The organism is Mucilaginibacter rivuli, assembly GCF_019391655.1.
GTDB lineage: Bacteria > Bacteroidota > Bacteroidia > Sphingobacteriales > Sphingobacteriaceae > Mucilaginibacter > Mucilaginibacter rivuli.
Map to the genome: position 1 here is coordinate 445811 of NZ_JAHXPQ010000001.1, position 18475 is coordinate 464285.

General features: G+C 39.4%; 16 protein-coding genes. 5 read left to right on the top strand and 11 right to left on the bottom strand.

The genetic code is table 11. From position 1 onward, the window contains the following. Positions 1 to 115: 115 nt before the first annotated feature. The 5 genes from KXQ82_RS02040 to KXQ82_RS02060 form a co-directional block, all read right to left on the bottom strand. Positions 116 to 604, bottom strand: a complete 489-nt coding sequence (locus tag KXQ82_RS02040) for a hypothetical protein (protein WP_219486329.1) — start codon at positions 602 to 604, stop codon at positions 116 to 118. Beyond that, positions 585 to 842, bottom strand: coding sequence for a hypothetical protein (locus KXQ82_RS02045; protein ID WP_219486330.1), 258 nt, complete (start codon positions 840 to 842; stop codon positions 585 to 587). Before KXQ82_RS02045 ends, KXQ82_RS02040 begins: the two co-directional genes overlap by 20 nt. 112 nt (positions 843 to 954) lie before the next feature. Beyond that, positions 955 to 1176 (bottom strand): helix-turn-helix domain-containing protein, encoded by a 222-nt coding sequence (locus KXQ82_RS19925; RefSeq protein WP_219486331.1) that lies wholly within the window; start codon positions 1174 to 1176, stop codon positions 955 to 957. 143 nt (positions 1177 to 1319) lie between these two features. After that, on the bottom strand, positions 1320 to 3014 hold the full coding sequence (locus KXQ82_RS02055) for a recombinase family protein (protein ID WP_219486333.1): 1695 nt from the start codon (positions 3012 to 3014) through the stop codon (positions 1320 to 1322). Positions 3015 to 3147: 133 nt separating this feature from the next. Next, the gene (locus KXQ82_RS02060) at positions 3148 to 3336 is read right to left on the bottom strand and encodes a hypothetical protein (protein ID WP_219486336.1); all 189 of its coding nucleotides are present in this window, start codon (positions 3334 to 3336) and stop codon (positions 3148 to 3150) included. Between the two features lie 117 nt (positions 3337 to 3453). On the opposite strand from KXQ82_RS02060, the gene KXQ82_RS02065 reads away from it, so the two are divergent. Continuing rightward, a complete protein-coding gene (locus KXQ82_RS02065) occupies positions 3454 to 4614 on the top strand; it encodes a type IV secretory system conjugative DNA transfer family protein (RefSeq protein WP_219486338.1) in 1161 nt (386 codons plus the stop codon). Between the two features lie 17 nt (positions 4615 to 4631). On the opposite strand, the gene KXQ82_RS02070 is transcribed toward KXQ82_RS02065, so the two are convergent. From KXQ82_RS02070 to KXQ82_RS02080, 3 genes are all read right to left on the bottom strand, one after another. After that, positions 4632 to 5306 (bottom strand): hypothetical protein, encoded by a 675-nt coding sequence (locus KXQ82_RS02070; protein ID WP_219486339.1) that lies wholly within the window; start codon positions 5304 to 5306, stop codon positions 4632 to 4634. Between the two features lie 522 nt (positions 5307 to 5828). Beyond that, positions 5829 to 7775: an ATP-binding protein gene (locus KXQ82_RS02075; RefSeq protein WP_219486342.1), complete on the bottom strand. Its 1947-nt coding sequence runs from the start codon at positions 7773 to 7775 to the stop codon at positions 5829 to 5831. After that, the gene (locus tag KXQ82_RS02080; RefSeq protein ID WP_219486343.1) at positions 7768 to 9195 is read right to left on the bottom strand and encodes an SIR2 family protein; all 1428 of its coding nucleotides are present in this window, start codon (positions 9193 to 9195) and stop codon (positions 7768 to 7770) included. Before KXQ82_RS02080 ends, KXQ82_RS02075 begins: the two co-directional genes overlap by 8 nt. A 127-nt stretch (positions 9196 to 9322) precedes the next feature. On the opposite strand from KXQ82_RS02080, the gene KXQ82_RS02085 reads away from it, so the two are divergent. From KXQ82_RS02085 to KXQ82_RS02100, 4 genes are all read left to right on the top strand, one after another. After that, positions 9323 to 10228 (top strand): hypothetical protein, encoded by a 906-nt coding sequence (locus tag KXQ82_RS02085; protein ID WP_219486345.1) that lies wholly within the window; start codon positions 9323 to 9325, stop codon positions 10226 to 10228. 73 nt (positions 10229 to 10301) lie between these two features. Then, positions 10302 to 10694 (top strand): hypothetical protein, encoded by a 393-nt coding sequence (locus KXQ82_RS02090; protein WP_219486347.1) that lies wholly within the window; start codon positions 10302 to 10304, stop codon positions 10692 to 10694. 2 nt (positions 10695 to 10696) lie between these two features. After that, positions 10697 to 11116 carry a hypothetical protein gene (locus tag KXQ82_RS02095; RefSeq protein WP_219486348.1) on the top strand — a complete coding sequence of 140 codons (420 nt, stop codon included), beginning with the start codon at positions 10697 to 10699 and terminating at the stop codon, positions 11114 to 11116. 283 nt (positions 11117 to 11399) lie between these two features. Beyond that, complete coding sequence (locus tag KXQ82_RS02100) at positions 11400 to 12506, top strand: hypothetical protein (RefSeq protein WP_219486350.1); 1107 nt, start codon at positions 11400 to 11402, stop codon at positions 12504 to 12506. A gap of 284 nt (positions 12507 to 12790) precedes the next feature. On the opposite strand, the gene KXQ82_RS02105 is transcribed toward KXQ82_RS02100, so the two are convergent. From KXQ82_RS02105 to KXQ82_RS02115, 3 genes are all read right to left on the bottom strand, one after another. Continuing rightward, the gene (locus KXQ82_RS02105; RefSeq protein ID WP_219486352.1) at positions 12791 to 15928 is read right to left on the bottom strand and encodes an efflux RND transporter permease subunit; all 3138 of its coding nucleotides are present in this window, start codon (positions 15926 to 15928) and stop codon (positions 12791 to 12793) included. Positions 15929 to 16046: 118 nt separating this feature from the next. Next, positions 16047 to 17144, bottom strand: a complete 1098-nt coding sequence (locus KXQ82_RS02110; protein ID WP_219486354.1) for an efflux RND transporter periplasmic adaptor subunit — start codon at positions 17142 to 17144, stop codon at positions 16047 to 16049. A gap of 28 nt (positions 17145 to 17172) precedes the next feature. Further along, a complete protein-coding gene (locus KXQ82_RS02115) occupies positions 17173 to 18441 on the bottom strand; it encodes a TolC family protein (protein WP_219486356.1) in 1269 nt (422 codons plus the stop codon). Positions 18442 to 18475: the final 34 nt, after the last annotated feature.

An 18475-nucleotide genomic window follows, 5' to 3' on the forward strand; every position in this document is an offset into this window, starting at 1 on the left:
TTACAGGATCTATTGGTTCTTAGTGCTATTGGACTAAAATGATTGCCAAAGCATTATCAATTAACAGCAATGAATATAAAAAACAGAGCATTTCGCTCTGTTTTTTTACTAATACCTAACTTGGAAACAAGCAGGACTTGTCCGTCCGTTCGTAATAAATACGCGCAGCCAGTATTGCCTCGAACATCTTCTTGTAGTACCGCTGGTCGCCATCAGCAACTTTTTGATAGTAGGATGTCAATTCGGGATAGACAAGCCGTGCATATTCAAACAGAGAGCTTGTGGAGTGAAGATTAAGCAGGTTGCTTATGTCCTTCTTGGTAAAGAGGTTGAATGAGCAGTTATGCTCGATTGCAAGTGCCTCGATGCGGCCGATGAGCGTAGACACCGCCTTGGTGTGCTTTCTAATGGGTGGAATTTTAACTACGATAGCCTCCACTTTCCGCTTCCGCAGGTAGCGCTTGTATCGGTTGATGATGATGCGTAACTTGTTGTCCGACCACACCACCTGAAAGTTGTGTACGTTTCGGTCAAGCAGTACCCCGTCCTTTATCACGCAGACACCAGTCCTATTCGTCCCCACGCTAATTCCGAGTATGGTCATGCGTGTTGTAGATTGAGTTGGTAACGATGTTGGTGAAAAGGCGGGCGCGTGTTGTGTACACCTTGTGGTCGGGCAGTCCCATCACGTGGATGAGTTCGCCGAGCAGATAGTCCTTGGGGTATTTCTTCGTGCAGAACAGGTAGAATGCAAGCGACTTTTGGTCGTCAAGCGATTTGGCCAGGTTATGGGCCAGTTGCACCTCGTCAGGGGTGTAGATGGAACTTTTTATTGATTTCATAAGGAACATAAATTAGGCTGATAATCCACCTTTGACGTTCGAACGTAATATTTTTTTATAAATACGTTCGTTCGTTAGATTTTTTCAAAAAAAGGGTGTTTGCAAACCACGGCTACAACATATTGTAGATCCTGTCCGCTAATCTCTCAAAGTATTCAGGGTATAACTGCTTAGGCGTTTTATTGTAGATGATGCACAATTTCATAAGGTTGATACTACTTGGCATAGCCTTGGCATTTTCCCAATCAGAGAGCATTGCGGAGCGCTTGTGGCCTAACAACTTGGAGACGTGTTTTTGGTTCAAGCCCAGATTTTGGCGAATTACTCTTAACATATTTGGATAATGTCGGTGGTTGTAATTCACATCAATACAATAGCAATTGTATCAAATATTTGTAGTACACTCTTTTTCATGGTTTCAGGAAATTTCCTAAGCTAATGTTAAAACCAAAATCAATTGTGTGGATAAAGCTTAAATTATTCTATCAACTGCTCCTTGTCATGCTTCCATGTTTCGGTAATTGGAAACCACCTCGCATCAGGGTTTTTGATAAAGGAGTTCCTAACGTCCTGTAGTAGGGAGCACATAAAGGGACTTTCAAGCAAATTTTCAATTTTATTCTTATTTTCCAAGGGTGAAAGAGGTTCCAGCGTTGATAGTTCCTCATTTAGCTTTTTAGCTATCTGTTTTACGGGTTCTATCCAATCTTCCTTTGATAAATCAAGCTCCTTTTCAGTTATAGCGAGGTTCCAGCCTAAACTGATCATTATTCCCCTTTGGAGTTCTGGAGAAGCTTCCTTGAAGCGTGTAGCCGCTAATTCGGCAAACGTAAATAACTTGTCCGCTGTAGATAACCATGTAACTTTATTATCATCGGCATCTTTGACCAATTGTGACAGTCTTGCGTTCTCGTTATCTAAATCCGTTTTCCTTTCCTGAAATTCGTCATCGGTAATTAGGCCAGATGCTCGCATATCAATGAGGCCGTCTTTCTTTTTGACGTTAAAATCCAATGCCTTTTTGTTGCTATCGGAAATGCCGTCTATCGCCTCAAATTGCTTATTATTCTCTTTAAGCACCCATTGCATCAGAAAATCGTGAAGCGATTGCGGTATGGTGAGAAGGCTGAGTATTGTTTCGACATTGAGGATTATTTCTTTTTCAGTCAATGGCTTTTGCTTGCAAGGCCCTCTTTTCTTGGTACAGCCATAGTAGGCGTAATGGTGGACGTTGCCATTTTGTTGTCGCTTTGTTTTAGCCATGCCGACAATGGTACAACCGCACTCGCCGCAATGGAGACAGCGCCCGCCAAACGTGAAGTAATGTTTGATAGGTCGGGCATTGGTCTTTTTTCGCAACATTTTTTGCACTCTATCGAACTCTGCTTTTGTAATCATTGGTTTGTGATGACCTGGGTAAAATATCCCGCTCTTTTTTGGAAATTCAAACTCCCCGTAATAGAACGGATCATGAAAAATTTTATAAATGGTTGATTGAGACGGTATCTTGCCTGTTCGGGTGCGTAGCCCCCACTCTTCAATTGCAATGGTTAAAATTTGATACGGTGTATGTGTTCCCATGAGCATCAGTTCCCACATGCGCCGAACAATAGGAAAGTTAATTGGGTCGATAAGTCGTTTCCTTGCCCCCTTGATTCCGAATTTATCAGGCAAATAGCCCAAGGGTGGGCAAGCAGGGTAGATACCGTTTTTCGCGCACTTGACCATTCCGCCTTTCACGTCTATTGCCTTGTTGTCATTTTCAAGCTTAGCCTGCAAGCCGTGAAATCCGAGCATGAAAATATCCATCGGATTGTTCCGAAAGGTATGACTTTCAGTCACTATTTCTTTTAGTAAGCCAATATCGAAAAGATTGATTATCTCTCCTAAGTCGCTTACGTTTCGTGTTAGGCGATGGGGTGCCCACGTAACAATACCGTTTATTTTTCTTTGCTTTATCAAGGTCATCAGACGACCAAAACCCGGTCTTCCGGGTCGCTTTGCTGACATCTTTTCTTCGATAGTTTCAATGACGGCGAGGTTGTGATTTGTGTGCAACCTGTCGAGCACGTCCCGCTGGCTTCCCAACGAAAGCACCTGCTTTTCCTTGTCATCGGTGGATTTGCGCAGGTACTCGCCGTATCTCAATGGTGCGGTTGTTTCTGTTTTCATAGGCAATGTCAAAATTCAAAAGAGGGGAAAGCGGTAATCGTCTTAGGTTGCTACACATAAGACTCCCGCTTGCCCCCTCTTTTGAACCTAAAATCGATTAGCTGATAATCTTATGTGTAGCTTTTGCAGTATATCATAAGTGATTGGCGGTATGCGGTGCTGAATTACGGCGTTCAGGAAGTATGTCTGAAAGATATACCAGTTTGTATAACTGGCGTAATTTTGCCAATTCTTCTGTAGCCTCGTCCGTAGAGAGGGTTCGGGTATACTCCTTTTGATACAACTCTATAAAGGCCAGTAATTCATCTTGCGGAACTTCCATATTCTAATAATGGCAATAAGTGGTGACTATTGGTAGTACCAACAAATTCGCGAAACCATGAAAAAGAGGGTACTACTATAGTATTCCCAGTTTCGCTACGCTTATTGCATGTATGAAATGAAACCATTTACACCAATAGCGAAAACCAACTTTCGAAATCATAATCAGTTATTTGGAATTAAACCCGCTGATAGATTGCACCACATATATTGCCTCGGCAAAACGGGTATGGGAAAGTCGCATTTGCTTATTAACATGGCGCTTGACGACATCATCAAGGGACAGGGGATATGTGTACTCGATCCGCACTCTGATACGGTAACGGCAATCCTGAAACGCATTCCCGAATACCGAAAAAAGGACGTGGTGTATTTCGATGCGACTAACAAGGTCTCACTTCCTGCCTTTAATCCGCTGTATAATATCGCTGAAAGCCAACGGCAGTTGGTAGCATCTGAAATAATCGCAACATTCAAAAAGCTGTTCTTGGAATCGTGGGGGAACAAGCTTGAATACATCTTGCGGTTCGCAATTCTCACGCTGCTTTCATACCCAGGCGCAACGCTTTTGGATATAAATGCCCTGCTGCTTGACAGGGATTTCAGGGCAAAGGTGTTGGGGCATATCAATGACGAGTACATCATTAACTTTTGGGTGCGAGAATACAATCTGTATAACGCAAGCACGCAAGCCAGCACCGTTTTGCCCATTCTCAACAAGGTAGGCGTGTTGATCGCGAACGATACCTTACGGGGCATTTTTGGGCAAAATGAGGGTATCTCAATAGAGCAGTGCATGAAAGAAAACAAGATTGTGCTGTGCAACTTGTCGAAGGGAGTTATTGGGGAGGATGTTTCAACGGTGTTGGGCAGTTTCCTTATCACCATTATTCAGGCGACCGCCATGCGCCGGGCAATACTGCCGATACACGAACGCAAGCCATTTTATCTGTACATTGACGAAGCGCATAGTTTTATCTCCACCACGTTCGCCACCATGCTTTCACAAATCAGGAAGTTCGGTGTTGGGCTGTTTCTCACGCACCAATACCTTGACCAGTTGGAGCCTGAAACTAAAAGCGCGGTACTCGGGAACGTTGGTACAATAATCTGCTTTCGCTTGGGTTTGCCCGATGCAAAAACAATGGAGAAGGAGTTTTACCCCGTGTTCAGCTACAACGATTTTGCCACGTTACCGAAGTACAATATTTATTTGAAACTGCTTATTGACGGGACGGAGAGTAAAGGGTTTAGTGCGGAAACGTTGCCAAATTTTTAGCATAAATAAATTGTCGATTAAATTTTTTCGTCAATGATTTGATATTCTGACGGGACATTTTGATTGAGATATTTTATCATTGCTACTCTGATAGTATTTATAGAATTGATATAGCCTTGTATGTCGGTAACACCGTTTGTCATTATAGGATAGCCATATTTTTCAGTATCATAAGAAAATGTAATTTTTATTTTTCCTCTAAATTCATTTTCAGCCAAAAATTCTAATCCTTGTGGCAGGTTGGACAAAATCAGCATTTTCAATTCATATGGGAAATAATGGTGTTCCAATTGATTTTGAAAATCCATTAAATATTCAAGTATTTCGAGTGATAAGATTACAGGCTGCGTTTGACAATTATCTTCATTCAGTACCTGTAAGCAGTTATCAAGCCGCTGTTTGGTGTTATATGAGAAAAAGGTATGTTCTCTATCAGTTATTATCAAAAATCGTTTCGTAATGAAAAAAGCTAAAGCACTATCTACTAATTCAAATCGCTTTTTTTGAATGTCTGCTGGGGCATTGTATGTTATGAAAATTACATAGGCGACATACAATGTAGCAATAGTTCCAAATGAACCAAGACAGGCAATACTCAAAGCCAATTTATCATTGTAGTTAAATAAAAAGGGAGTAGCCACACTTACAACAAGAACGGCAATACATAACAGAAAGAATTTTAATTGCGACATATCATGGGAAGGTTAGCGATCACATATATACTTATTTAATAATGAAGACGGGTAATTGAAGTTTATATAAATTACTTGTTATGAAGATTTTTATAATGTGCAGTCTAATAATTAGGTAATTTATTTTAGTTGAAAATATTTAAGTAAATAAGCACCAAGAATTGAGGCCGCGACACCAAGAACTAACAATGGAAATACTTTATCCCAAAAGTAATGTGAGACTTTTTTTAACGACTTTATCGTTCTATAAAATTTAAAATTTTTGAATTTCTCGCCACTTTCGGACAACTTTGAATTATAGTTTTCGTCCATTTTTTTCATCAAATTCATTTCGTATAATTCATCAAGTATTACCTTCGCCACGAATATGTCTAAACGCCTGTCGCCGTCGTTATTTCTCCTTATTAAGTAGCCTCCTAAATGCAACCAGTGGTTGGAGTTTTTTTGTGTGTACTTAATTATTTCCTCTGCTAATTTCTCCTGGTTCTCTGTCATCTACGGTGTCCTTTTCCGAAATAATAATTAAATATCGTTAAAATCTTCTTCAACAGTTTTTGGGATAAACCAATTCTTAGTAACATCGTTGTCATTACTATGCGGAGTTGGGTATGCATTATTTACCTTAAACAGTGTCGGAATTTGAACGGCGTGCCCAAATACCAAAGCATGTTGCCTTGGTATTGAAGGTAGTCTACTTAAAATACCGGCAGAAATATGAGGCGTCATTTGTCTAATCTGGGACAAATCCTCGGGGTTCTGAATACGATGAATAATAAAGTTACTGCATTGTGAAAGTACTGTGCGAGAAAGTTCACTTGGTCTTTGGGAAGATGCCAATAGAAACAAGCCATATTTTCGACCTTCTTTTGCAATTCTTTCAAATATTTTATTTGCGCTTCCAAATACGCTTTTAGGGTCATTGGAAATATAGCGATGTGCTTCTTCCAAAACAATATTTATGGGAAAGGTATTGCGAGGTTCTATCTTTTTCAACTTTTCAAAAATCATTCGTGAAATCACACAAGAAATGACCTCCACTATTTCATCTTCGACAGAGTTTAGATCAATGATCGAAATTTGAGTTTTTTTAGTTTTATTGGGATTAATACCCAATAAGTCATCTATAAATTTACTTTTATCAATATCTTCATTATTTGCTGTTAAAAAGAGAAACTCCTCACGCTCTTTAAGACTTTTATATCTTGTTACAAGACTTGAGCAATAATCTCTGATTTGTTTATTACCATGATATTCTTCATAAAGTATTGCATCTTCAATATGTTCTTCCAAAGCTGAAAACTCAAACATATTGTTACTGTATTTTGGAAACACAAATTCATCAATTTTGATGTTTGCCGAAATTGCAGATTTAAAGGCATTTTCTTGGGCAGGCGATTCGAAGTTTCCATATCTTGCACTGTAACCAGCAACATTTACATCTGAAAAATTACTTTTACCAATTAAAGAAAGAATCCTTTGTCGCTTTGCTACGGGTGAATCCCAATTTTCAAAAACATACATAATATTACTTGCATAGATGTGGTTTTTTGAAACGTCATTCATGTTTTGGGAGAACCCCAACGCTGAACGCAACATTGGCATTTGAGTTTTTTCACTCGCCTGTAATAGTAAAGCCCATTCATCAATATTTAAAAACCAGTGTGGTAAAGTGAATTTCTCATATGAAATATTGTCGCAAATACCACAATCTTCACCATAATTAAAATTGTCTTTATCCTTTTGAGTATCTAATGAATAGTATTTAATTTCAATATCGGGGTTTTTAATTTGACTAAACGCTTTATGGTATTCGCCATTAACATCAAAAAAAATGAATGATGCTCCTACGGCACTAAATCCTTCTTTAACCAAAAGACTTTGCATCATTGAAGCTATAGTGCAAGATTTACCACTACCTGTATTTCCAAGAATGGCAGAATGTGCTCCAAAGAAACTATTAATATCTATCTTCACTTTATAGTCCGGAAAAATCGTTGAGGTACCGATATCCAATAAGTTCATTTTGGTGCCCTCAACTTCTCCAACCGTAATTTCAACAGTTTCATTTAGTACCTCGAAAACGATATCTAATTCTTCTTTTTTTACATAAAGCACATCTGAATATAAAGTAGGGAAAACAGATACCCCATATTTAAATTTGTTTCCTTGAATTGTTCCTATAGGGGTTATATCTAAATACTTCACAGAATTTGACTTACTCAGTACTTGTTCTTTGACGCCTCTCCAGTTAGTATCAGAATCCCTCTCTCGCACGCCAAAAATTTCCGCAACTATGTAAAAGTCCTGATAGGGCAGAATTACATAGCCATTTATCTGAGCATATTGATATATGTCATCAAATCCATTAACAGTAAAATTAATGGATTGATTGAGTAATTCTACGGTAAACTTTTCAGAGTTAATATTTACCAATTTACCTATTACCCGTTGTTTGTCGTCTCTAATCATTAGTTGCTCCTTCGGAATTGCTCTTTTTGGAATTGATAAGATTTAATATTTGTTCGTTGTGATCCTCTATAATATTTTCAGACCAATCCGGTAACAAATCATCACATATTGTATTGAAAAAATGCAAGTGCTTTTCTGATTTACCCGCTGGCGTAGTTGTTGTGGTTTCAGGCTTTTCGAAAGTCTCCTCGTCTAAGGAAGTCGTTGTAGGTAAAACCGTTGTATCTTCCTGATCAATCGTTACCTGATGTGAATTAGTTTCATCATCACTCCCTATAATCCAAATTCTTGGGTCATTTAATGCTTTTAATTTTTCAATGTTTGCTTTCGTTGATATATGCTTACCGTCGGAATGGTAGCCTAAATCTGAAAATATTACCAATCTAAAAGTTGGTATTGTTAATGCCTGAAATATCAAGTTATTAATGTGTTCATCAGCAAAGCTGTATCCCATTGTTACTAATACACTTTGATTTTGGGCTATCCGTTTTTGAAATTCTCTAAATAAATCGGTGTAGGGTGTACCCAAACTTGCATTTTGCTTTATTGGAGAGGGGTAAATCATCAAGTTAGTCTGCTCTTTCAAAAACTCAAATTTAGAATCCTGTAATTCTTTAATTCTAAATAACTTATTACTGTCCTCTACTTCTATCCAGTTAACCGAACCATGTATTTTGAATAGGTAAACATAACTATCTATCACATTCCACTTTGATGAACTTACATCCATTTGCTCGGCCAAAGCATAGTTAAAAATTGAAGGGTTAAAATACCGTTCAATAAAACCTGAAAATCCATTAGTATAAGTAATACCTAATTCGTCCATTGCTTTTTCAGAATACAAATCGTAATTCGTGGTAAACACGTTCGGCTTTGGTAAATTACTATCTCTAAGTGAAAGTTTTCGATAAAAACTTTTATAGTTATTTTGAATATCTATGTCTTTACCTTCATTGTCCTTATTTAGGCATTGATAGAGGATAAAATGCTTAGTTTCATTTATTACTATATCAACTTTGACTAATTGAACGTCATCTTTAATCTGTTCGAGATAAAACCTTAAACTGTACAATGTGCCTAAAAACGTTTCAAGATTTTTTACAAAAGGGTCTTGATTAAATGCGATTTTGTATTCTCCTAATAATTTTTTGCTTTCATCAGACAATATCAACCCCCTTAATTTAGGAGACATTGCCAATGTAATTTCTTCAGTTGGTTCGAAAAAACCTTCAGCTAATTTCATCATTGTAGGTATGCCATGTGCCCCTAATGAACAACCGGAGCCAATAAGAAATGAAAGATTGCGACTTTCCAAAAGTTTAGAAAAGTCCTTTTTTACGATTTTTATTTTTTCACCAAATTCCTCTAAATCTTTCGATTGCAGGACGTTGTTTTTTCCTTTGTAAAAAAAGTGTTTCATAAATTATCGAGATTTGATCTTATAAATGTAGACATATTATATTCTTGATTATTATAATTAATGTTACACAAACTAACTTATACTATTGGTTGATAGTATCATTAAATAAAAGTATTTCATACATTGCATGAAACTACTTTTCATGAGTGAGGCAAGCTTTAACATCGGGACAAAATTGCAATCGGTCAAGATTACGCCGACTAATATCAATGGCAGTAATGATAATCTAAATGCATATCTTATAGTACCTATTCAATTTATTTTACGGCCTGAAAAGGAAGGATATGGTTTTGATATTCCGTCAATTTCGACGAAATTGAAGCTACAAAGTACAGGGCAATTCTTGTCCGAAACCTTTTTGCAAACAGATATGTCTGTAGGTAGAAATGGGACGGATCGGACATTTTCTCCCCTTTTTCTATTAAACGAAAATGCACTTCAACATATTGAAAAAAGTAGGTCAGGGGATTTGTTGTTTTCGGTCGAAATTACAATTCAAAGCTATTTAAAATATATTCCTGATGTTGGTAATGGCGTGAAGTTTTACGTGCCAACAAGTATTCAAGTTGATAAGATTCAAATTTTAGTGAATATCCCTCGTTCAGAGTGGATTGATAAATTGCTACCGTCTTTAGGGTATCGCAATTTGCGTTTGATTGAATTACCTATTTTTCACCCGAATATTACGGAAGCGTACGAGGGGATTATTAAGGAGTTTAATTTGGCGGAAAAATATTTTAATACGCACGATTACAATAAATGTGTGGGGCATTGCAGAAATGCAATGGATAAGCTCACCAATAGTTTGAAGGCAATTAAAGAACAAACCAAATCAAAAACTGCTTATAATTGGCTAAAAGATGTTAATAGTGAAACCATGACATGGATTGATAATGTGAATAGGGCAACCTCCACGATAACTTCGAAATCACATCATGCTGGGCAAGACGTTGACTTTAAGCGGTATGAGGCAGAATCCATTTATATGGTGGTCTTAGGAATACTACATTACATAGGAAATAATGGAAAATAACAAGTTTATCGCCCAAATTTAATTACTATATTAGTATTAGAGATGACAATAATAATTTCGTTGAAAAAGGAACATGAAAAACAATAAGAATAAATCATCTAAAGACGATAAGAAGGAAAAAGCAACCGTTAGAATAAATCTTGAAGATCCCCAAACATTTGAGTATTTGGATTTATTAGTCAAAACAGCAAAAATTAAAATGGATACAGATGAGAACTTAATGCAGGGTAGCATTTCGGGAACTTATTGGGCGGATAGTTTGGCTGATAAAATAACACAGGAGAGCGGCGATTTAGTTAACGTAAGAAACGAAAGCAATTCTATTTCGATAATATTGGATCGAGGAACTGCCAATGATAGTGATATTGCAGATATTTTATCAGATATTTCTTTGCTCTATAAAATGAAAGGTGGTTCAGGAGTAAATTTTGAACTTGTAGGGGTGAAAGCCATAGACAACGCTTAACCATGGAACAATCAAACGAACTAAAAACTGATATTACTTTGGAAAAGTATCAGGGCGTTCCAAAAGGTAGCTCACTTAAAGACAAATCAAATTGGCGCAAATTCGTTGAATTCTTTTTGCCTTGGCTGAATGAAAAACGTAAATTAGGTGAACGATATCTTATGGCTGAAGTTATTAATAAAGAGGCTGATGCAATGAGTAAATTTGCAGATGTCGAATTAAAAAACGAGCAGGCAAATAGAATCAGAGTTGAAACAGCCTTACTTGAAAAAGATAAGCTGGAAAAAGTTAATGTTGAAAGGATGTCCGAAAATGACATTACAGAATTTATAAACAGTTTTCATGACAAGCTTAAATATTTGTCAGCAGTTAAAGGTTTAAAAATTGAAATTATCATCACAAAAGAAAAAGCAAAAGATTGATAAGTTATTAAATAGGCTCAAATCGAATATCAAGCCCATTGACGCTCATAAAGGGTAAACATTGGATTTTTAGTAATTGAAATTATTTTAAGATACTTTTAACACTTTTCACATCCTCTAAAAAGTTCGATATTTGGCCTGTTCCTCTTACCTAAACAGAAAAGTTCAAAAGGGGTATAGCAAAATCACCGTTTTATAATTACGTATTATTCTTATTATTAATATGTTAATGTTTTTTCTAAATTAGCATAATGCATAATACATAATACTTAAAATAATCATCATGAAAACAAAAAATCATCTTTTGGTGCTTTTGATCATGCTTAGCTTCAACGCCTTTTCACAATCTCAATGGCTACGATTAAATTACCCTCAGTCAAACATCTTAGGAAAAGGCGTAATATCATACAGAGCCGGTGAAATCACTTTTAAATTAGATGGTGATAATATTGAAAATCCCCAAATTGACAATTCAATTAGCGCAGATGAGTTAAGCGAGTATAATCAAGAATATAAAAATTTCATCACTAAATATTTTTCCATTAACCGGTACAAAATAACACAAGTTAAAGCCAAAAAAATGGTAATTAAGAGTTTAAACTATGTTTCGCTTTTGAAAATGAATGTTGGAAGCAATTATGTTTATTCGGGATTATCTGCAGACAGTGTAGAAGTTACCGTAAAAACGCGCAAAGACAATAAGTTTAATTATTCAAAGGTACTAAAAGACGTAACAAGTATAATAACTGCTGGTCAGGAAGTGTCCATAGTATCAAAAATAATCCCTCTTCTTGACAGCATATCTTCAGAATCAAAAGACAGTGTGTCCTATAAAATGCTTGTTGCAAATCCTGACGTTTTTTATAAGGTCAAAATAGTCAAACTATTAAACGGGTCGTCCCATGATTGGAATAAATATTTTCTATACTTTTCAAGTAATCTCCATGTTAGAGACGATGGACAAAATGCACCTACCAATATTGATAGTACCTTCGAATTAGAGTGGACACCTAATGAAACACGAAACGCATCCTATTCTCGTTATCCTGAATTTTGGGGGAAAGATCGAAAAGATGTGGAATTTCGACTTTTGACCAAGAAAATCAGCAACGATTTAAGGCTGTTTATTTCCTATAAAAGTGGGAAATTTAGCAATAACTGGGTCAATATAGAAGTACCGTACTCAGTCATTGATAACAAAAGGTATTGGAATATGGACAGGCAATTAGTTTATACTTTTGAATTTAAAAACGTCATTAAATTAGTTTACGTTCAAATTCGTGCGTATCAAAAAAATGATAACGTTATTACTATAATTAGCAGTGATAGTGGCGATAAGCAAACCTTTATGCAATATCCGGAAGTTAGCCTCGAATATATTAAAGGTTAATATCATACCCAACAATTTTTAGTCATCTACATGATATTTGCCTCTTTGATTGATTTTAAATCTCCCAAAAAGTTCGAGATTTGTCCAATTCCGCCTACCTCAAATAAATGAAGCCTTTAGCTGAAAAGTTAAAGGCTTTTTTGTGGTCTAACATTTTTGGTAGCTCTTTGGATGGACACCCATAGAGTTGACAATTTAGTTTTTGAGCGTTATTCAATAAAAATAAACCCCTCCAAAATGGAGAGGTTTTGTTAAATTAAGAGAAAGAAGGACTTTTTGAGTTGTTATCCGTTTACAGCGCCTATTTTTTTAAGCAGTTTGCGGTTCTCTCGCTTATGTATCAACCGGTGTACCAATGCGTAAATGCAAGGTAAAATCAACAGGGTTAATATCGTCGAGGTAACCAGGCCACCTATTACTACCACTGCCAGAGGTTTTTGAGTTTCGGAGCCTATACCGGTTGATATGGCGGCAGGCATGAGGCCAATGGCGGCCATCAGGGCCGTCATTACTACGGGGCGCACGCGGGATATTACGCCCTGTAATATGCCTTCGTCAAGGTGCATGCCGGCTTCCAGGTTCTTTTTAAATACCGATATGAGGATAACCCCATTCTGGATACAAACGCCAAATAAGGCGATGAAGCCGATACCTGCCGAAATGCTGAAATTAATATTGGTGATATGTAGTGCCAATATACCGCCAATGAGCGCGAAGGGGACGTTCATAATCACCAGCGTGGCATCCTTAACATTGCCAAAGGTGATGAACAGGATAAGGAATATAGCCAGCAAACATAAAGGCACCACGTGTGCCAGGGTGTTTGAGGCGCGGGTCTGGTTTTCAAACTCGCCGGCCCAGGTAATAGAATACCCCTGATCAAGCTTAACCAGCTTTGCTACTTTTTGTTGCGCTTCGGCAATGGTACTGCCTAAGTCGCGACCACGGTTGGAGAATTTTACGGCAATGTGACGGGTATTATTGTCGCGATAAATAAACGCCGGGCCGGTAAGTGTTTTGATGTCGGCTATCTCTTTGATGGCTATTTTTGAGCCGTTCAGTGTGGGCACCATCAGGTTTTCAATTTTTTCCTGTGTATCCCTGTAATCCTTTTGATAACGTATCCTGATATCAAACCGGCGTTCGCCTTCGTATAGTTCGGTAGCAGCCTTGCCGCCTATAGCCATTTCAATAACGGCATTGGCATCGGCTGTAGCCACACCATAAAGCGCCATTTTGCGCTGGTCGAGCTCTATCCTGAACTCGGGCTGGCCCAGGTTGCGCAATACGCCCAGGTCATCAACACCCTGCACCGTTTTGAGTACTTTCAGTACTTCGTCGGCTTTTTCGTCAAGCACCTTAAAATCGGGGCCGAATATTTTAACGGCAAGGGCGGCATTCACACCGGCAACAGCTTCTTCTACATTATCACGTATGGGTTGCGAATAATTGAAAACCGCGCCCGGTATCTTTTTCAACTGTGTGTCCATCTGGTCGATAAGGTCATCTTCTGATAATCCTTTGGGCCAATCTTTTTTATTTTTCAGGTCAACCTGTATCTGCACATCAAAAAAACCTTTGGGGTCAGTGCCATCATTGGTGCGGCCCACCTGTGCCAGGGTTTGTTTTACTTCCGGAAACTTTTCCAATATCTGCATCATCTTTTGGTTGATGCTTTCCGCTTCGGGTAACGACACGCTCATCGGCAATTCGGCTTCCACCCACAACGCGCCCTCGTTCAGGTCGGGCAAAAACTCAGTACCTAAAAACTTGGCCGAAAAGAAAGTAAGTGCCATAAATATAACCGCCACCAGTATACTTGCTTTGGGGAATTTATAAGTGTAGGTAAACATGCGCCGCACACCGTTCTCAAAAAAGTTAACCACCGGGTTGTGCTTTTCGCGAACGTTTTTGTTTAGTAAAATGCTCGATAAAGCGGGTACCAGTGTTAAGGTAAATATTAAAGCGCCCAGCAAAGCAAAGCCCAGGGTATAGGCCAGCGGCGAAAACATTTTGCCCTCTACCTTCTGGAAAGCGAAAATGGGTACCAAACAGGTAATGATGATGAGCTTTGAGAAGAAGATGGCCTTACCCATTTCGGCACCCACATTTTTAAACAGGCCCAGTTTAGCCAGGTTGTTAAATTTTTGCATACCAACCTCTTTGGCCCTATGGTCGAGCGCGACGAAGATACCCTCCACCATCACCACGGCACCGTCTATAATAATACCAAAATCTACCGCGCCCATGGAGAGCAGGTTGGCGCTCATGCCTTTTATGCGCATACAAATAAAAGCGAACAGCAGCGACAAGGGGATGATGATGGCTACGGTAAGCGTAGTACGCCAGTCGGCCATAAACAGAAATACGATAACTGTTACCAGGACAATACCTTCCAGCAGGTTATGTATCACCGTTTCGGTACAATAATCCATCAGGTTGGTGCGATCATAAAAGGTATCTATCTTCACATTTTTGGGCAGCACGCTTTCGTTCAATTCTTTTACTTTGGCACGTACACGATCCAATACCTCGGCGGGGTTTTCGCCTTTGCGCATCACAATGATACCTTCTATCACGTCTTTTTGCTTGTCGCGACTAACCTGCCCTAAACGCGGCAGGCCCGCTTCTTTGACTTCGGCAACATCTTTGGCAAGAATGGGAACATTGTTCACGTTTTTAATGATGATGTTTTGCATCTCATTAATGTTGTTGATCAACCCGATGCCCCGAACCACATAGGCTTGATCGTTTTTCTCAATCACATCGCCACCCACATTGATGTTGCTGCGGTTGATGGCACTATATACATCCAGCGATGTAAGGCCGTACTTTTGGAGCAATGCCGGGTTAACACTTACCTCGTAAGCTTTCTCTTCGCCACCAAAACTGTTCACATCGGCCACACCCGGCACAGATTTAAACTGGCGGTCGAGTACCCAATCCTGTATGGCGGTCAATTCATGCAGCGATGCCGTTTTGCTTTTCAGCGTGTAGCGGTATATTTCGCCGGTAGGGCCATAGGGGGGCTCTATTTCAGGCTTTACACCATCAGGCAGGTCGGCATTAGCCAAACGGCTCAGTACCTGTTGCCGGGCGAAAGCGTCATCCACATCATCATCAAAAATAATGCGGGTATATGATAAGCCAAAGGCCGAGGTAGTGCGCAGATTGGATTTCTTCTGCACCGAGTTAAGCACCGTTTCTATCGGGATGGTGATGAATTTTTCCACCTCCTCGGCACTGCGGCCGGGCCATTGCGCTATGATGATGATCTGTGTATTGGTAACATCTGGAAATGTTTCTATCGGTGTATTGCTATAGCTCCATGCCCCTATCACCACCAGGACGGCGGTCATACAAAACACAAAATAGCGGTGCTTGAGCGAAAAGTAGATGATATTTTTTATGAACTTATTCATGTTGGTTGATTAAGTGAGTAGTTGGTTGAGAGAATGGTTTTTGTGTTGGTTATGAGTTTATGCCCGGCAGATAGTAGTAATTATTACCACTCACTATTCACCGCTCACTACTAACTAATTAATCCCCCGTTATGGCATCATACAATAGCAATTGGTTTTTAGATATTACCTTATCGCCGGGCTGCAGGCCCGAGCCTATATAACTTACATCATTAACTGTTTTTATCACACTTACCTCGCGCACCTTCAGGTCGCATTTGCTGTTGTACACTACCACAAAATTTTTGCTGTTATCAAAAACGATAGCTTTTGCCGGCACCGATACCGATTGGCTATGTTCATTATTGGTGATAACCACATTGGTGAACATTTGCGGCTTAAGCAACATATCAGGGTTGGGTAAGGCTATCTTTATCTTCATCACCTTATTATCCGGGTCGAGTACTGAGCTTACCTCGTTTACCTTGCCCATAAATACCTTGCCGGGATAAGCGATGGTGGTTACCCTGGCAATATAGCCGGGCTTTACCTTGCTGATGTCGGACTCAAAAACATTTGCCCAGATCCAAACATCCTTCATATCCGAGATGGTGAACATGCTGCCGTTGTTATCCTGCCGGATAAAGCTGCCCGAAGTAATATTCTTCTCTACAACATAGCCACTTTTTGGCGCCCTTATTACCAGCATGCCATTGGCGCTTGTATTACCGCCGCCGTTTATGGATAGCTGCGATTTTACTTTGTTGTTGGCTGCCACCGCCTTATTGTAGTTCTCCTTAGCTTCGGTAAAATCGCGCTCGCTGGCTATGCCGTTTTTGTAAAGGTACTCGGCTTGTTCGAGCTGCCTTTTGGTTACCGCGATATCAGATTGGGTTGACGACAGATCGGTATAGTTACCTGCCACATCGGCACTGCGCATTACCGCCAGCGTTTGCCCTTTGCTTACTTTATCGCCAAGCGAAACCTTAACTTCCAACACCTGCCCGCTACTAAAGGGGAACACCTTTACTACGTTATTATCATCATTTGCCACTTCGCCCGAAAGATTCAGTTCATCTTTCATGGCGGTAGTTTTTGCGGTATCTATCGTTATCATTTTCGCCAGCGAGTCGCTGATGCATACCTGTTTACTTTCGGTAACTTGTTCAACTTTTCCCTTGCAGGCAGCAAGTAATGCTAAAGCGGTAAATCCGGCCAATAATTTATGTGTATTCATTATCTTAATCTATCAGGAGTGTATTTTATCAGGGTTTAATTACAGTGGTGCCAGTGGCTAAATTCAGGTCGGTAATTGCTTTTTGCAGGTTATATTGCTGTTGCAGTATCTTTAGTTTGGTGTCTTTATAGGTATCAAAAAAATCAACAAACTCAACCAGGCTTATCTGTCGTTCTTTAAAGCCCTTCATCATGTTTTTAAACAGGGTGTCGTACTGATCATTAAACTCCAGTTGCTGTGTAGAGAATAGTTGCTGATTAAGCTGATACTCGTTAACCGCGGCAACCACATCATTTTTCAGTTTGGCTTCATTGTCTTTCAGTGTGTTTTCCTGGCTCAGTATGCTGTACCTGGCCGATTTGATATTGCCCTGGTTACGGTTAAAAAATGGCAGCGGCAAGCCAATTTGTAAGCCGTAGTAGTTTTGGGCGTAACTGCTGTTTTTATCGTAAGATGCGCCAATAGTTACATCGGGCACAGCCATAGCCTTTTGCAGATCAAGGTTATGCTGTGCCGATGTGAGTTGGTATTGGTTGGATAGGTAATCGGCACGGTTAGTTTTGGCCTGCTCAATAAGCGATGGTACATCAAGGTTGATGCTTTTGATCGGCGCATTGTTTATTAAGGGTACTATAAAAGCAGTTTCTTTTGCTTGCACCAAGGTTTTTAATTCGGTTTGCAGGTCGTTTATCTGGCGGCTGTTCTCTACCATATCGTTCTGTAAGCCAAACAGCAACGCTTTGAGGCGGATAAGGTCTTTCATCGAAGTATTGCCCGCATCGAAAGACTTTTGTATGGCGTTCACCAAATTGCCCGCCGCCGATACCTCGTTCTGATAAACTTTATTTTGCTCTATCAGGGTTGATAGCTGGCCGAAATCCAGTTGCAGGTTATAGCGCAGGTTGCGCATCAGGTCGTTAAACTCAGCTTCCTGCACTTTGGCGTTGTCTTTAGCAACCTGCACCTGTTTGCCGCGTTTGCCCGCGGTTGTAAACACCTGGTTTAACTGAACAAATACCTGCCCCAGTCCCTGGGCGGTATTGTGATAAAAGAACTTACCACTGCCGCTGTCGTAAATGTTTTGGTCGGTGCTTAAAACCGGGTTGTCCCAGAGTTTGGCCTGGTCTGCAAGCGCTTTGCTCGATTCGATGTTATATTTTTGCGCAAGTAACGCAAAGTTGTTTTCGAGAAACTGCTTCTCAGCATCCTGAAACGTTAGCCGCAGTGTATCTGTTTGGGCTTTGGCATCGAATATAAAAACACAAAATATCAGCGTTGCCGCATATCTCCATCGCATAGTATAAATTTTGGAAGAGCAAAATTAAACTACG

Excerpts from the sequence above, each read along its gene's own strand:
- KXQ82_RS02040 (WP_219486329.1), bottom strand. The coding sequence starts at position 604 with ATGACCATACTCGGAATTAGCGTGGGGACGAATAGGACTGGTGTCTGC.
- KXQ82_RS02045 (WP_219486330.1), bottom strand. The coding sequence starts at position 842 with ATGAAATCAATAAAAAGTTCCATCTACACCCCTGACGAGGTGCAACTG.
- KXQ82_RS19925 (WP_219486331.1), bottom strand. The coding sequence starts at position 1,176 with ATGTTAAGAGTAATTCGCCAAAATCTGGGCTTGAACCAAAAACACGTC.
- KXQ82_RS02055 (WP_219486333.1), bottom strand. The coding sequence starts at position 3,014 with ATGAAAACAGAAACAACCGCACCATTGAGATACGGCGAGTACCTGCGC.
- KXQ82_RS02060 (WP_219486336.1), bottom strand. The coding sequence starts at position 3,336 with ATGGAAGTTCCGCAAGATGAATTACTGGCCTTTATAGAGTTGTATCAA.
- KXQ82_RS02065 (WP_219486338.1), top strand. The coding sequence starts at position 3,454 with ATGAAACCATTTACACCAATAGCGAAAACCAACTTTCGAAATCATAAT.
- KXQ82_RS02070 (WP_219486339.1), bottom strand. The coding sequence starts at position 5,306 with ATGTCGCAATTAAAATTCTTTCTGTTATGTATTGCCGTTCTTGTTGTA.
- KXQ82_RS02075 (WP_219486342.1), bottom strand. The coding sequence starts at position 7,775 with ATGATTAGAGACGACAAACAACGGGTAATAGGTAAATTGGTAAATATT.
- KXQ82_RS02080 (WP_219486343.1), bottom strand. The coding sequence starts at position 9,195 with ATGAAACACTTTTTTTACAAAGGAAAAAACAACGTCCTGCAATCGAAA.
- KXQ82_RS02085 (WP_219486345.1), top strand. The coding sequence starts at position 9,323 with ATGAAACTACTTTTCATGAGTGAGGCAAGCTTTAACATCGGGACAAAA.
- KXQ82_RS02090 (WP_219486347.1), top strand. The coding sequence starts at position 10,302 with ATGAAAAACAATAAGAATAAATCATCTAAAGACGATAAGAAGGAAAAA.
- KXQ82_RS02095 (WP_219486348.1), top strand. The coding sequence starts at position 10,697 with ATGGAACAATCAAACGAACTAAAAACTGATATTACTTTGGAAAAGTAT.
- KXQ82_RS02100 (WP_219486350.1), top strand. The coding sequence starts at position 11,400 with ATGAAAACAAAAAATCATCTTTTGGTGCTTTTGATCATGCTTAGCTTC.
- KXQ82_RS02105 (WP_219486352.1), bottom strand. The coding sequence starts at position 15,928 with ATGAATAAGTTCATAAAAAATATCATCTACTTTTCGCTCAAGCACCGC.
- KXQ82_RS02110 (WP_219486354.1), bottom strand. The coding sequence starts at position 17,144 with ATGAATACACATAAATTATTGGCCGGATTTACCGCTTTAGCATTACTT.
- KXQ82_RS02115 (WP_219486356.1), bottom strand. The coding sequence starts at position 18,441 with ATGCGATGGAGATATGCGGCAACGCTGATATTTTGTGTTTTTATATTC.